This is a genomic window from Pandoraea sp. SD6-2 (genome assembly GCF_000389825.1).
Classification (GTDB): Bacteria; Pseudomonadota; Gammaproteobacteria; order Burkholderiales; family Burkholderiaceae; genus Pandoraea; species Pandoraea communis.
On the sequence record NZ_KB944423.1, the window covers coordinates 162,676 to 178,112 of the forward strand.

Below are 15,437 nucleotides of genomic sequence, written 5' to 3' on the forward strand. Positions count from 1 at the left end.
CCCCCCCCCCCCCTTGCACAGCGCGCCGCAACTTAAGGAGAACGCAGATGAAAGCCATCGGATTGACCCGTTACCTGCCCATCAACGACCCCAAATCGCTCGAAGACATCGAACTGCCCATGCCTGTAGCGGCCGGACGTGACTTGCTGGTCAAGGTCGAAGCCATTTCCGTGAACCCCGTCGACACCAAGGTTCGCGCACCGAAAGACAAGGTCGAAGCCACGCCGCGCGTACTCGGCTGGGACGCTGCAGGCACCGTTGCCGCCGTCGGCCCTGACGTCACCCTTTTCAAGGTCGGCGATCCGGTCTATTACGCAGGCAGCATCACCCGTCCCGGCGCGAACAGCGAGTTCCATCTCGTGGACGAGCGCATCGTCGGCCACATGCCCGCGTCGCTCGATTTCGTGAACGCAGCGGCGCTGCCGCTCACGACGATCACCGCGTGGGAAGCCCTTTTCGATCGCCTCGGCATCGCCCCTGACGGCAGTGACGAAGGCAAGTCGATCCTGATCGTCGGGGGCGCCGGCGGCGTTGGCTCCATCGCCATTCAGCTCGCACGCCGTCTGGCTCGACTGACCATCGTGGCGAGCGCGTCGCGCCCCGAATCGGCCGACTGGTGCCGTCAGCTCGGCGCGCAGCACGTGATCGATCATTACCAGGACATCCCCGCGCAATTGAAGGCGGCCGGCGTGCCCCAGGTGGATTTCGTGTTGTGCCTGAACGACACCGACGCCCACTTCCCGGCCATGGCCGAAGCCGTGGCCCCGCAAGGCAAGATCTGCTCGATCGTCGAGAACGCGGGGCCGCTCGAAATCGGTCTGCTCAAGAGCAAGAGCGCCACGTTCGTCTGGGAATTCATGTTCACGCGTGCGATGTACGAAACGCCGGACATGATTGCGCAGCACAAGCTGCTGACCGAAGTTGCACGGCTCGTCGACGCCGGCACGCTGCGCACGACGGTCGGTAAAATTATGGGACCGATCAACGCGGCGAACCTGCGTCGCGCGCACGCGCAGCTCGAAGGCGGACGCACCATCGGCAAGCTTGTGCTTGCGCCGTTCTGAGCGGCGCGCACGCCAGCCTCTTCCACGTCATCCGTCAAAAAAAACGGCGCTTGCCCCATCACAGGCAAGCGCCGCTATCGTCGTGTCAATCGCGCCAGTCGCTTCAGTGCTGGCCAGTCACGTCGCCGACGGCGCCGCTCCCTCCGGCGGCACAACGGCCTCGGCCGGATCAACGATCTCGCCGCCCAGCGCATCCACCCCGGCGATCAGGCGCTCGAAAGCGGCCCCAACCAGCGACGGATCGCCCTTCACGCCCAGATCGATGTGGCGGCGCGCATAAATCTCTCCACGCTGCGGGTCGCCCACGCTGGGCAGGCTGAACACCTTGACGCCGTGGTACTCGGCCTCGATGGCCTCCATGAGCGGCGTCAGCGTCGACTCGGCCAAGCCGAAGACCAGCACCGATCGCTCAGCGTGTTTCGTCAGATGATGCAGCGCTGCGTAGTCCCTATCGAGCACCCAGGCCATCATCGGCCACGCCATAACCGGGAAACCGGGCATGAAGTGGTGCTGCGCGACGGAGAAACCGGGAATTTTGTTGTATGGGTTCGGCAGCACGCGCGCCCCCACCGGAAACTCGCCCATTTTGAGACGATGCCGGTTGTCCGGCTGGCTCATGTCGGCACGGCCATCGGGGCTGGTGTCGGCAATGCGCTCCATGATGAGCGCTTCGGCTTCCGGGGTGAGCACGAGCGGCACGCCCAGCGCCGCCGCCGCGCACTGGCGCGTGTGATCGTCGGGGGTGGCACCAATGCCGCCGGTCACGAAAACAATATCGTCGCTGGCGAAACTGCGGCGCAGCGTGGCCGTGATGCGCGCCGGATCGTCGCCCACGTACTCGGCCCAGTCCAATTGCATGCCGCGCTCGGCGAGCAACTCGATGATCTTGGGCAGATGTTTGTCCTGACGACGTCCCGAGAGGATCTCGTCGCCAATGATGATGATGCCTACCGCCATGATGCTTCCTTTGTCTTGTCGTCAGAGCCTTGGGGGGAATCGCGCGGCGCCGCCCGGCGGCAGCGCGCAGTGAAGCGATTGTGCCACTTTCACGGTGAACCGTTCGATGGCCCCGGTCCGGTTCCCGGCAGCGGCGGTACCGGCGGCGACAGCGCAGGCGGCAGGTCTTCGCTCTCGGACGACGGCGTGCCCGAGTCGGGCAACACGGTGACGGCGAGCGTCGGCCCATGCCGGGCGGCCTCTTCCGCGCGCAATCGTGACAACGCACGCAGACAGTAGTGTGCGAACCACAGCGCCGAGAACACGAAGATCACGACGTAGAGCCAGATTGCCAGCAACGCAATGACCGGGAACAGCACGATCATGATGACGGACGAGACCCACAAGAGCGTCGGCAGCGAACCGAGCAGCCCCGTCGCCACCCCGATCACGAGCAGCGGCAAACGCCGCTCGCGTACAATCCGGCGCCGCTCCTCGGCACTGGCGTGATACGCCAGCGCGTCGTACGTCATCACGCGATACGTCAGCCAGCCCCACAACAACGGCGGCACGATGGCGAAGAATGGCGGCACGAGCCACAGCGGCAGCGTCACGAGTGCCGCGATGAGAAAAACCACCGTCGCACCGAGCGACTGCCCGAGACTGCCCCAGAACGAGCCGCCCTGCCGCGCCTCCAGATGAATGAAGTGGCGGCGCGAGAGGTGACGCAAGACCGCCGGCATCGACCATCCCGCGATCAGCAGCAACGCCGTCACCACGATCAGGGGGACAAGCAGCGCCACGAGAATGAACGGTGCAAGCGCCATGCGCACGCTGTCCACCCCGAAATAGCCGAAGAAGCGGTAGATCCACTGGGTGAATTGCCATTGCTCGAGCCAGACGCGCAGGAAGTCGGTAAACGGCTCCCAGCCGAACCAGATCACGGCGCCCCAGATCAGGCCGGAGACGATGAAGGGCATTGCGGTGAGCCACAACATGCGCGGATGCAACAGGCTCACGAGCGCGCGGCCAAGCGCGCGAAGAATATCGTTCATGCAGATTCGGTACGGTCGGTGCCGTCGGTACGAGAAGCGGAATCAGAAGCGCCGGGGCGGCGTGGCAGCACGCTCGCCCACAGGCGCCGCAAACCGAGCCATTGCTGGGCCCAGAAGCCCTCGCCATAGTCGGCCAGACGGCCCGCCGGTGGCGGGAGTTGGTCGCGAATGCCGGTGGCGACACCCGCGTGCGAAAAGTCGGCGGTGCCGAGCAGCATGTCCCACCAGGGGAACAGCACGCCGAAGTTACAGCCACGATGGCGGCCCTCATGGCCGGCACCGATCGCGTGGTGACGCCTGTGAAATGCCGGGCTCACGAGCAATCGCTCGCCGAGCCAGCCGAAACGCAATCGCGTATTCGCATGCTGAAGGCTCTGCAGCCATTCCGAGACCGCCACGAGCAGCACGAATTGCACCGGACTCACGCCGATGAGAATGGCGAGGGTCGCGAAAAACGCCGCCTTGACGAGATCGTCGAGCAGATGATTGCGGTTATCGGTCCAGAGCGACATCTGCCGCTGGCTGTGATGCACCGCATGCAGCGCCCACCCCCAGCGCAACGTGTGTTCCCCGCGGTGATACCAATACCCTGCGAAGTCGAGTATCAGCAGATAGATCAGGAAACTCGCAAAGGCATGTCCGGTCACCGGCGGCCACAGATCCTCGACGTTCAGATTCACGAAACCGGCCAGACGCAACCACGACTGGAGATTGTCGAAGCACGGGCGGAACGCGAAGAAGAACACCAGATTGAAGAGCCCGAGCCGGTGCACGAGCGTGTAGATCACGTCCACACGCACGGCACGGCGCTCGCGCCACTGTTCGGCGGGCGCGAGCGCCTCGAGCGGACGCAGCAGCACAAGCATGAGCACGATCTGGATCACGCCGATCAGGAAAAACTGAACACCGTCGAAGGCGTCGTCGGCGAACGGCATCGTTCCGGTGGCAAACAGCACCGGCTGCACGATGCGGATGTAGATCTCGGTCTGCACCGCCGAGAAGGCGGTGGAGAAACCGTCGACCAGCGAATCGAACATGTCGCGGGGCCAGGCGTCGTGAGGACGCCCGGTCAGTAGGGCCTTGGCGGCGATGCTTTGATGTTACAGCACCGGCGCACGGTCGTAGAAATAGATCCCGTGCGGGGAGCGTCCTACCGGAATGGTGTTGATCAGCTTGCGTTGCGCCAGGTCGATGATGCCCACCTTGCGTGCCCAGCGGAACGTCACCCACAGGGTCTTCCGGTCCGCCGAAAGCTCCATGTCGTCCGGTCCCGGCAGCAATCCGGTGATGTTGCCCACGTTCGTGAGCGCATCCTGATCGATGATGCTGATCGTGCTCGACACCCGGTTCGAAATCAGCACGTGCTTGCCGTCGGCGAGCGAGCGGAAGTTATGCGCGCCCTTGCCCGTCGGAATCGTCTTGATGACCTTCTGGTTACGCCAGTCGACCACGGCGGCATAGTCCGCCCCCGTCATGCCCACGAGCAGGTACTTGTCGCCGGGCGTAAGCCACACCCCGGCCGGGCTGTCGCCCACCTTCATCGTCCACAGCACCTTCTGGGTGGCCAGATCGATGGCGGCGATCTCGTTCGACTCCTGCAACGAGATGAACACCGTCTTGCTGTCCTGCGTGAAGACCAGATGGCTTGGCATTTTCTTGAGCGGGATACGCTGCGCCACGGTCAGGTTCTTGCCGTCGAAGCGGTACACGTCGACCCGATCCAGACGCAGCGCGTTGGCGACGAACCACTTTTTGTCGGGCGAGAAGCCGATCTGGTACGGGTCTTCGATGTTCTCGATCTTGCGCTGAATCTGCCCCGTCTTCGGATCGAGGAAGACCAGATTGTTGCCCACCGAATTCGCCACGATGAGCGATTGATTGTCAGGGGTGGCCATCAAGTGGTGCGGCTCCTTCCCGACCGGGAACGTCTGGATGACCTTCTGCGTAGCCTTGTCAATGAGGCTGACGCTGGCATCGGCCGAATTGAGCACGACCACGACATTCTCGGGTACCGGCGCGGCGGCTCTGGCCGGTCCGGCAAGCGCAGCCAGCCCCAGGGAGGCAGCCAGACTGGCAGCGATCAGAAGTTTGCGCATTACAGAGTCTCTCGGGAGAAAAAAATGGGCAGAAAAGTGGCTGAAACGGTGACGAAGCATGCAGAGATGAGGCTTCGAAAAAGTCTCGCTATTGTAAGGCCGGGAACGCCTCGTCAGTGCGCCTGCGGCACACCTTTTTTGATCTGACGAAACGCTTTTTCAGCACTTCCTGATGTAACGCAAACCGGCGGCCGGATTGCCTGCGGGAATGGCGTCCCGAGGAGGGCTCCGGACGCCACGATCCCAACGGCGCGGCATTCGCCCCGGTCGCTGGGCGACGCGCCTGCCTGGGCCATGTCAGCGTTGCAACGCCTCCCAGACCTTATGCAGACGCTTGACCGATACCGGCATGGGCGTGCGCAGTTCCTGAGCGAACAGCGAGACACGTAGCTCCTCGAGCAGCCAGCGGAACTCTTCGAGCCTCGCATCGCCTTGATCGCGGCGTTGCGATGTCGCCCGCTGCCAGTTCTGCAGCAACGGCCCGAGTTCGCTCATGGCACGCGCGTCACGCGCCGGGTCGGCCTTGAGCTTGTCGATGCGCCCGGCCATCGCTTTGAGGTAGCGCGGGAAGTGCGCCAGTTGCGCGTAGGGCGTGTCGATCAGGAACCGCTTGCCGATCAGCCGCTGCAATTGCGCCGTCATGTCCGCATACGCCTGCGCGAACGGTTTGGCTTGCGCCAGCTTCTTATGCAACGCGGCGTACTCGGTGAGAATTTGCCCGGCCAGACGCGCGATCTCCTGCGCGAGCAGCGTGAGGCGCCCTCGCCCCTCGTCCTTGCGTGCCACGAACGACGCGTTCTCGCTCGGCCACGGCAACTGGAGACACGCGCGATCGAGCGCCAGATCGACGATCTGCTCGCGCAGTTCCTCCTGCGTGCCCAGACTCATGTACTGCATCGCCATCTGCTGCAAGCCCGGGATGTTCTTCTCCAGATACTTCACCTGCTCGCGCAACTGGATCGCGAAGAGCCGGCGCAGACCGGCGCGATGCTGACGCTGCGCCTCGTCCGGATCGTCGAACACCTCGAGATCGCAGTGATCGCCGCGATCGACCAGCGCCGGGTAGCCGAACAGCGTCTGACCGCCGCGACGAATTTCAAGCATCTCCGGCAACTCGCCGAAGCTCCATGTCGTCAGGTTGTCGTAGCGGCCCGGCTCGACGGCGGCCGCCACAGACGCCTGTGCGGCCTGCGTTGCCGCCCTGCCCCCGCCCTTGGCATCCCCCCTTGCATCGCCCTTTCCAGTACCGCGACCTGCCGCAGACGTTGCCGGGACCGACGCACCACGCGTCTGCGCATCGACAGTCGCACCGCCGGTCGGCGTCGCGCCGCTTTTCGCGGCTAATTGCTGGAAAGTGCGCTGCGCCTGCTGGCCGAGTTCGGCGCGCAGTTGGGCAAGGTTGCGCCCCATGCCGAGTTGCCGCCCGTGCTCGTCGATGACCTTGAAGTTCATGGACAAGTGAGCCGGCAGCATTTCGAGCTTGAAGTCGCTCGACTTGAGCATGACGCCGGTCAACTCGCGAGCGTCGGCCATGAGGGCATCGAGCAGCGCCCCCTGCCCGAATGTCGCACGATCAAGGAAGCCTGCGGCGTATTCCGGCAACGGGACGAAATGACGCCGCAGTTTCTGCGGCAGCGACTTCATCAGCAGATGCGCCTTTTCCTTGAGCATGCCCGGCACCAGCCACTCGCAGCGGCGCGCGTCGACCTGATTGAGGGCGTAGAGCGGCACGGCGAGTGTCACGCCGTCGCGCGGCGAGCCCGGTTCGAAGTGGTACGTGAGCGCCATCTCGATGCCCGCGACGATCGTCTTCTTCGGGAACAGATCCGTCGTGACACCGGCAGCCTCGTGACGCATCAGATCGTCGCGCACGAGGTACAGCAACTTCGGTGTGCCCTTGGCGGTCTCGCGATACCAGTGTTCGAAGCTCGCGCCGTCGTAGAGGCCTTCGGGTACGCTGGCGTCGTAGAACGCGTAGATGAGTTCGTCGTCGACGAGCACGTCCTGGCGGCGCGACTTGTGCTCAAGCTGCTCGATATCGGCAATCAGCTTGCGGTTGTGGGCGAAAAACGGCAGCTTCGTCTCCCATTCGCCTTCCACGAGCGCGCTGCGCAGGAAGATTTCACGGGCGCGGCGCGGGTCGCGCGGGCCGAAGTTCATGCGGCGGCGCGCGTAGATGGTCAGCCCGTAGAGCGTGCCGCGTTCGTACGCGGTGACTTGCGCGGCCTTCTTCTCCCAATGCGCGTCGGAGAGCGAGGTCTTCACGAGGTGCTTGCCCACGCGCTCGATCCATTCCGGTTCGACACGCGCGATGCACCGCGCGTAAAGACGGCTCGTCTCGACGAGCTCTCCGGCCATTACCCATCGCCCGGCCTTCTTTACAAGCGATGAACCCGGCCAGATATGGAACTTGATACCGTGCGCGCCGAGGAAGTGCGGATCGTCGTCGGCCTTGCAGCCGATGTTACCCAGCAAGCCTGCCAGCAGCGCCAGATGCAACTGTTCGTAGGTCGCCTCGGATTCGTTGATGCGCCAGCCCTGCTCTCGCACGACGGTAAGCAACTGGCTGTGAACGTCGCGCCATTCGCGCAGGCGCAACTGCGACAGGAAGTTGTCGCGGCAGGCCTGCGCCAGCAGACGGTTCGACTTCTTATGGGCGATCGCCTCGTCGAACCACTGCCATATCTTGAGCCACGAGAGGAATTCGGACTTCTCGTCGGCGAACTTGCGATGGGCATTGTCGGCGGCGTCCTGTGCCTCGATGGGCCGGTCGCGCGGGTCTTGCACGGCCAGCGCGCTGGCGATGATGAGGACTTCGCTCAGCGACTGGTGATCGCGCGCGGCGAGGATCATGCGGCCCACACGGGGGTCGAGCGGCAGACGCGCCAGTTCGCGCCCAAGCGGCGTGAGCTGGTTGGTATCGTCGACGGCGCCCAGTTCGTTCAGCAGTTGATAGCCGTCGGCAATGGCACGGCCGGGCGGCGGTTCGATGAACGGGAATTCCTCGACCTTCGCGAGCCGCAGCGACTGCATGCGCAGAATGACGGCGGCGAGCGACGAGCGCAAAATTTCCGGGTCGGTGAAACGCGCCCGCGACTGAAAGTCCGTCTCGTCATACAGACGAATGCAAATGCCGTCGGCCACGCGGCCGCAGCGCCCTGCCCGCTGGTTGGCGGCCGCCTGCGAAATCGACTCGATTTGCAGTTGCTCGACTTTGTTCCGATACGAATAGCGTTTGACGCGCGCGGTCCCTGCATCGACCACGTAACGGATGCCCGGCACGGTGAGCGACGTTTCCGCCACGTTGGTGGCGAGCACGATGCGACGCGCGTTGGAGGGCTTGAACACGCGCTCCTGATCGGTTGCCGACAGACGTGCGAAGAGCGGCAGGATTTCGGTATGTGGCGGGTGGTGCTTGCGCAGTGCCTCGGCCGCTTCGCGGATTTCACGCTCGCCGGGCAGGAACACGAGCACGTCGCCCGAGCCTTCGCGGCACAGTTCGTCGACGGCGTCGACGATGCCGTCCATCAGATCGCGTTCGCGGTCACGGGCGCTGGCGCGGCTGCCCTCGCGCCCTTCGGCGTTGGCGATGCGCGCATCGTCCTGAATCGGCCGGTAGCGCACTTCCACGGGATACAGGCGGCCGCTCACCTCGATGACGGGCGCCGGGCGCAGGTCGTCGCCTTCCCCTGTGCCGAAATGCCGGGCGAAGCGGTCCGCGTCGATGGTGGCCGACGTGATGATGACCTTGAGGTCCGGGCGCCGCGGCAGCAGTTGCTTGAGGTAGCCGAGCAGGAAGTCGATGTTCAGACTGCGCTCGTGCGCCTCGTCGATGATGATGGTGTCGTACGCGCGCAACAGCGGATCGGTCTGCGTCTCGGCGAGCAGAATGCCGTCTGTCATCAATTTGACCGACGCGCCGCTCGACAGGGTGTCGTTGAAGCGCACCTTGAAGCCGACGATCTCGCCGAGCGGCGTATTCAGTTCGTCGGCGATCCGGCGCGCGGTGGCGGACGCGGCGATGCGGCGCGGCTGGGTGTGGCCGATCAGGCCGGTGCCGCCGGCGCCGAGTCCGCGCCCGAGCGCCAGACATATTTTGGGAAGCTGGGTGGTCTTGCCCGAGCCGGTCTCGCCGCTCACGATCACGACCTGATGGCCGGCGATGGCGCGTGCGATCTCCTCGCGACGGCCGGAGACCGGCAGCGCCTCGGGGAAGTTGATTTCGGTGACGCGGTTGGCAGCCGCCTGCCGGGCGGCCAGACGTTCGGCGTCGCGCGCTTCGCGCTCAGCGGGCGTCAGACGACGCCCGCCCGCGGGGTTCTGGCCACGGGCGCTGTCGGCACGTGGGGGTTTGGGCGCGCCCTTGGCGGCCTTCTGGGTTGACGCCGTGGCCGTGGATTCGGCACGCGTGTGCCCCGGCGCCGTCACTTTCGGCTTCGGGGGCTGAGATTGTCGATTTCGTTCATCACTTGCCATGGGCGCGCATTATATAATCTGCGCATGTTTGCGCACGTACACCCATGCTGACCGAACCTGACCCCACTCTGCAAGACGACGAGACCGCCCACCAAGCCCAGTTCGTGGACTGGCTGCGATCGGTCGCCCCCTATATCCATGCGTTTCGCGACAAGACCTTCGTGGTTGCCTTCGGCGGCGAGCTTGTCGCCGCCGGCGGGCTCGACTCGCTGATTCAAGATGTTGCGCTGCTGTGTGCCATGGGCATGCACATCGTGCTGGTGCACGGCTCACGACCCCAGGTCGAAGAGCAGATGCGCCTGCGACATATCGAATCGCACTTCGCCCAGCAGATGCGTATTACCGACGCCGCCGCGCTCGAAGCGGTGAAGGAAGCAGCCGGTGAACTGCGCCTGGATATCGAGGCTTCGATCAGTCAAGGCCTGCCGAACACGCCGATGGGCAATGCGCGTATCAGCGTCGTGTCGGGCAACTTCGTCACGGGGCGCCCGGTCGGCATTGTCGACGGCGTAGACTTCCAGCACACGGGCGTCGTACGTAAGGTGGACGCCGAATCGATCCGCCTGTCGCTCACGAACGGCAAGATCGTACTGCTCTCGCCACTCGGCTTCTCGCCCACTGGCCAATCGTTCAACCTGACGATGGAAGACGTCGCGTCGTCGGCCGCCATCGCTCTGCGCGCCGACAAGCTGATTTTCATCACCGAGACGCCCGGCGTTCAGAACGAATACAACGAGCTGCAACACGAACTGACGCTAGAAGACGCCCAGCGCCTTCAGTCGCAAGGCACGCTCGACCGCGACTCGGCCTTCTACCTGAAATACGCCACGCGCGCCTGCCGCGCAGGCGTCGGCCGCGCGCACATCGTGCCCTTCGCCCTCGACGGCAGCATGCTGCTCGAACTCTTCTCGCACGATGGCGTGGGCACCATGATCTCGTACGAGAACCTGGAAAGCCTGCGCGAAGCCACCATCGACGACGTCGGCGGTATCCTGCAACTCATCGAACCACTCGAGTCGGACGGCACACTGGTACGACGCGGACGCCACCAACTGGAACGCGACATCGATCACTTCTCGGTCATCGAGCACGATGGACGCCTCTTCGGCTGCGCCGCACTCTACCCCTATCCAACCGAACGCATCGGCGAGATGGCCTGCCTGACAGTCGACCCGGAAGCCCAAGGCTCGGGGGACGGCGAACGCCTGCTCAAACACATCGAGCAACGCGCCCGCGCCCGTGGCCTGGAACGCCTGTTCGTGCTCACCACCCGCACCGAACACTGGTTCCTCAAGCGCGGCTTCGTCAAGGCCGGTGTCGACGATCTACCCGCCGACCGCCGCCGCCTGTACAACTGGCAACGCCGCTCACTCGTGCTCATCAAGAAACTGTAACCACAGGCCGGCAGGTTGCGCGATTCTTCCAAGGTTTTCTTCCCTTGAGTCTCGCCCCCCCTGCCCCCATATTCGTTCATCGGCCGCGGCGCATCACCCAGATGCGCGCCCCCGTCAAACCCTCCGGTAGACGACCGCCAGCGCACGGCCTCCCTGTCACGCCACACCAAGATTACGAAGGAGTTCCCCCATGGCCCGCATGGTTCAATGCATCAAGCTCGGTAAAGAAGCCGAAGGTCTCGATTTCCCCCCCATGCCCGGCGAACTCGGCAAACGCCTCTGGGAAAGCGTCTCGAAAGAAGCCTGGGCCGGATGGCTCAAGCAACAAACCATGCTGATCAACGAGAATCGCCTCAATATGGCCGATCCGCGCGCCCGTCAGTATCTCGTCAAGCAAACGGAAAAGTATTTCTTCGGTGACGGTGCCGACGTCGCTCAAGGGTATGTGCCGCCACCCTCCGAGTAATCGCTCCCAGTAATCGGCCTCCCCTTCTTAACGCCGCCCTCCAGACGGATCGGCGCCCCTTTCCGCCTCTCAGACATAAACCCAACTCGCTGCAGAAAGGGGCCCCGATCCGTCTCCACTTACGACCCCGTCCCACCAGGCAGCAAAAAAGGGCGCACGAATCGCTTCGTGTGCCCTTTTTTCTTTCCTTTTCTCTTTCTTCAGGTCTCTCAGGTCGCCTTTATTTGGCTACCCTCCACACTCGTTCCCGTCGATCGCGCACCGCAGTGGTGGCAGAAATGCGCAAACGCATTTTTTCGCGTCGTACATGTGCCGCAATGATCAAATAAGCAAATGCCGCAATGCACGCAGAAGTCACGCTCAGCATCGTCCAATTTCACCGGACGCTCACACCCCGGACACACCGACTTCGCCAAACGCGCCTGCGCCAAATCATATGACAACGTCTTGCGCCGCTCTTCGTCCGGCAACTGCTCTTCCGCCTTCTGCCTCGCCAGATATCTCTGCAACGATACGATCGCGTAACGCCCTATCAACACCGTCAAGACAATGCCGACCAGATAACGTACATAGCCACCGTAGTCCGGCAGATACGGCACCAACTCCACAAAGAACGCAAACAACGCAAAGAAGACGAAGCCCCACACGAACGGCCACCACGTACTCCTACGCTGCCGCACGAAAAGCCATCCCGCCACCGCCAACAACGGCATCGTTAACGCCAATCGAATGCCGAAGACCTTCAATTCCTGCGAACGCTGAACCACCACCAACTGTTCACCCGCCGCCACGTTCAGCGCCTCTCGCGCCACACGCGCCGTTTGAACCGCCCGCTGCGCTTCAAGCTGTTTCGCCTCTAACGCGTCAACCTGCGTCTGAGCATCGCGTTCAGCCGCTTTCAGCACGTCGAGCGCACGCGTGCGCGAAACAAGCTCCGCATCCTGACTGGCCTGCGCCGTCGCCGTACGCGTAGCCACCCAATCGTTGAACGACTCACGAGCATTGCGATACGCCGTGCTTCGCGCCTTGAGCTGCAACCGCGCCGTCTCGAGCCCACTCTCCACGTCTTCGCGTTGCGTCTGCGCCTGCTTGATCGCAGCGTCAGCGCGCTCAGCCTGCGCACGATCAACGAACGAGTCGAGTGTCGGCGCAGGCGCGACCCCCGGCAGCTTGTCGACAACGAGCCCGCCAAGACCAATCAGGAACGCCGCAAACAACACGGCGATCAACCACAGGCCCCGACGGAACCAGGTTTCGGGAAGACGACGCGATCCAGCCATCCTGCCCTCCCGGAATCAGTTTTTGTAATCGATGGTACGCACCCCTTCCGGCGTACCCATCAACGTGATATCCGCGCCACGTTGCGCGAAAAGACCCACCGTCACTACGCCCGGAATCTGGTTGACCTGCGCCTCGAACGCCACCGGGTCCAGAATCTGCAAGCCATGGACGTCGAGAATCGCACAGCCGTTATCGGTCATATACGGGCTGCCGTCGGCACGCACACGCGCCTGCGGCTCGCCGCCAAGCGCAGTCAGTGCGCGAGCAACGCTGGCCTGCGCCATCGGAATCACTTCGACCGGCAGCGGGAAAACGCCGAGCACGGCCACTTCTTTCGATGCATCGACGATGCAGACGAATTCTTTGGCCACCGATGCGACGATCTTCTCGCGCGTGAGCGCTCCGCCGCCGCCCTTGATCATGTGACCGAGCGTATTGATCTCGTCGGCACCGTCGACGTAGACGGGCAGGCTTTCGATCTGATTGAGGTCGAACACTTCAATGCCATACTTGCGCAAACGCTCAGTACTGGCTTCGGAGCTGGAAACAGCGCCGCGATAACGGTTTTTGTGAGCCGCGAGCGCGTCGATAAAGCAGTTGGCCGTGGACCCTGTGCCCACGCCAATCACACTGCCCTCGGGCACGTGCTTGTTCACATAGTCGGCAGCCGCCTGGCCGACCAGGCGCTTGAGTTCGTCTTGGGTCATGGGGATTTCCGGCAAAGTTTGGTAAAGTCGGAAGTTTACCGGAGTCGGGCGTGCCGCGCCTTTTTTCGTCGCCCGGACGTATCCCGGACTTCATGTCACGCAGTGCATTTCTCGCAGGGGCGCTCTCATGAATCAGCTCGATCAGCTCAAACGCCATACCATCGTCGTGGCCGACACCGGCGACTTTCAGGCGATGGACGCCTATAAGCCCCAGGACGCCACCACCAATCCCTCTCTGATTCTCGGCGCCGTCCAGAAGGATGCTTACCGTCCGATTCTCACGCGCGTCGTGAGCGAACACCGCACCGAATCCACCGACGAGATCATCGACCGTCTGCTGATTGCTTTCGGACGCGAGATTCTCGACATCGTGCCCGGTCGCGTATCGACTGAAGTCGACGCACGCCTGTCGTTCGATACCGCAGGCACGGTCGCCCGCGCACGCAAGCTCATCGCGATGTACGAAGCACAAGGCATCGAGCGCGATCGCGTGCTCATCAAGATTGCGTCAACGTGGGAAGGCATTCGCGCCGCCGAGATCCTCGAGCGCGACAAGATTCGCTGCAACATGACGTTGCTCTTCTCGCTGGTGCAAGCGGCCGCCTGTGCCGAAGCAGGCGCACGACTGATTTCGCCGTTCGTCGGCCGAATCTACGACTGGTACAAGAAGTCGGCAGGCGCGAACTGGATGGAAGCGGACAATGCGGGGGAAAACGACCCCGGTGTGCGCTCGGTTGCCGCCATCTACCGCTACTACAAGCACTTTGGCTACGACACGGAAGTCATGGGTGCGAGCTTCCGCTCGACCGGGCAGATTCTGGCACTCGCAGGCTGCGACCTGCTGACGATCAGCCCTGCGCTGCTAGAACAACTCCGCACAACGGAAGGCGAGGTGCGCCGCCAACTCGATGCCAAAGACGCCCGTGCCGCAAACATCGATCGCGTGAGAACGGACGAACCGTCGTTCCGCTTCGCGCTCAACGACGACGCGATGGCCACCGAAAAGCTCGCAGAAGGTATCCGCGCATTTGCCGCCGATGCCGTCAAACTCGAAGGTCTGATCGAAGCTGCACGGTAAGCGGACGCAGGAACCTGCCCGGCGATCGCACGCCGGGCATCGCTTCGCCTACTTCGCGCCCGCCGCTGCCACTGCTCGCTGGCGCACCGCTTCATATAGGCATACGGCACTCGCTACCGAGACGTTCAGGCTTTCGCAGCCGCCGGCCATTGGAATGCTCATCAACTCGTCGCAAGTCTCGCGCACCAGCCGGCGCATGCCCTCGCCTTCGGCGCCCATGACAATCGCCATCGGCCCAGTGAGCTTGGTGCCGTAGATGTCGGCGGGCGCGTCGTCGGAGGTGCCGACGACCCAGATGCCACGCTCCTGCAATTCGCGCAGCGTGCGCGAGAGATTGGTCACCATGATGTACGGCACCGTCTCGGCCGCGCCGCTGGCGACCTTGGCCGCCGTCGCGTTCAGGCCGACGGCACGGTCCTTCGGTGCGATCACCGCATGTGCCCCTGCCCCGTCCGCAACGCGCAGGCACGCGCCAAGGTTGTGCGGATCGGTCACGCCATCGAGTACCAGTAGCAGCGGCGGCCCGGAAATGCCATCGAGCAGTTCGTCGAGATTGAGCGCCAGCGACACTTCCTGAGCTCGCGCGACGACGCCCTGGTGGCGCGACGATCCGGCCATGCCGTCGAGACGTTTGCCGTCGGCCTGAATGACCTTGATCTTCACACCCGGTGCGCCCTTGACCGACTCCACATGCTTCAGGAAGTCCGTCATGCGGCGATCGCGGCGGCTCGGGTCATAGTAGATTTCTTCGACGCTGCTCGCATCGTGACGCAGACGCGCAGTCACGGCGTGAAAACCGAACAGCAGTTTCAATTGACTCATTTCACATCCTCAAAATAGCGTGTGCCCGCGCGGCCGTTCGCAACTGCCGCCGCACAAAGCAC

Annotated in this window: 12 protein-coding genes; 4 read left to right on the top strand and 8 right to left on the bottom strand. The window is 63.6% G+C overall.

The genetic code is table 11. The annotated features are described in order from the left end of the window. Positions 1-47 precede the first annotated feature (47 nt). On the top strand, positions 48-1,064 hold the full coding sequence (locus C266_RS00740) for a zinc-binding alcohol dehydrogenase family protein (RefSeq protein ID WP_010804646.1): 1,017 nt from the start codon (positions 48-50) through the stop codon (positions 1,062-1,064). A gap of 117 nt (positions 1,065-1,181) precedes the next feature. Here C266_RS00740 and C266_RS00745 read toward each other — a convergent pair whose 3' ends face one another. The 5 genes from C266_RS00745 to hrpA form a co-directional block, all read right to left on the bottom strand. Next, the gene (locus C266_RS00745; protein WP_010804645.1) at positions 1,182-2,021 is read right to left on the bottom strand and encodes a molybdopterin-binding protein; all 840 of its coding nucleotides are present in this window, start codon (positions 2,019-2,021) and stop codon (positions 1,182-1,184) included. Positions 2,022-2,110: 89 nt separating this feature from the next. Further along, entirely contained in the window at positions 2,111-3,055 is a 945-nt protein-coding gene (locus tag C266_RS00750; protein WP_010804644.1) for an EI24 domain-containing protein, read from the bottom strand. After that, a complete protein-coding gene (locus C266_RS00755; protein WP_010804643.1) occupies positions 3,052-4,092 on the bottom strand; it encodes a sterol desaturase family protein in 1,041 nt (346 codons plus the stop codon). Before C266_RS00755 ends, C266_RS00750 begins: the two co-directional genes overlap by 4 nt. Before the next feature lie 63 nt (positions 4,093-4,155). Then, positions 4,156-5,151, bottom strand: coding sequence for a beta-propeller fold lactonase family protein (locus tag C266_RS00760; RefSeq protein ID WP_010804642.1), 996 nt, complete (start codon positions 5,149-5,151; stop codon positions 4,156-4,158). Between the two features lie 297 nt (positions 5,152-5,448). Further along, complete coding sequence (gene hrpA, locus C266_RS00765) at positions 5,449-9,627, bottom strand: ATP-dependent RNA helicase HrpA (RefSeq protein ID WP_081636099.1); 4,179 nt, start codon at positions 9,625-9,627, stop codon at positions 5,449-5,451. A 44-nt stretch (positions 9,628-9,671) separates the two neighbouring features. On the opposite strand from hrpA, the gene argA reads away from it, so the two are divergent. Both argA and C266_RS00775 read left to right on the top strand, forming a co-directional pair. After that, complete coding sequence (argA, locus tag C266_RS00770) at positions 9,672-11,021, top strand: amino-acid N-acetyltransferase (protein WP_010804640.1); 1,350 nt, start codon at positions 9,672-9,674, stop codon at positions 11,019-11,021. A 190-nt stretch (positions 11,022-11,211) separates the two neighbouring features. After that, positions 11,212-11,487: an oxidative damage protection protein gene (locus tag C266_RS00775; RefSeq protein ID WP_010804639.1), complete on the top strand. Its 276-nt coding sequence runs from the start codon at positions 11,212-11,214 to the stop codon at positions 11,485-11,487. A gap of 209 nt (positions 11,488-11,696) precedes the next feature. Here C266_RS00775 and C266_RS00780 read toward each other — a convergent pair whose 3' ends face one another. Beyond that, the gene (locus tag C266_RS00780; RefSeq protein WP_010804638.1) at positions 11,697-12,767 is read right to left on the bottom strand and encodes a serine endopeptidase; all 1,071 of its coding nucleotides are present in this window, start codon (positions 12,765-12,767) and stop codon (positions 11,697-11,699) included. Between the two features lie 15 nt (positions 12,768-12,782). Continuing rightward, positions 12,783-13,475, bottom strand: coding sequence for a ribose-5-phosphate isomerase RpiA (gene rpiA / locus C266_RS00785; RefSeq protein ID WP_010804637.1), 693 nt, complete (start codon positions 13,473-13,475; stop codon positions 12,783-12,785). Between the two features lie 127 nt (positions 13,476-13,602). On the opposite strand from rpiA, the gene tal reads away from it, so the two are divergent. Next, positions 13,603-14,553: a transaldolase gene (tal, locus tag C266_RS00790; protein WP_010804636.1), complete on the top strand. Its 951-nt coding sequence runs from the start codon at positions 13,603-13,605 to the stop codon at positions 14,551-14,553. A gap of 48 nt (positions 14,554-14,601) precedes the next feature. On the opposite strand, the gene rlmB is transcribed toward tal, so the two are convergent. Further along, positions 14,602-15,375 (bottom strand): 23S rRNA (guanosine(2251)-2'-O)-methyltransferase RlmB, encoded by a 774-nt coding sequence (gene rlmB, locus C266_RS00795; protein WP_010804635.1) that lies wholly within the window; start codon positions 15,373-15,375, stop codon positions 14,602-14,604. Positions 15,376-15,437: the final 62 nt, after the last annotated feature.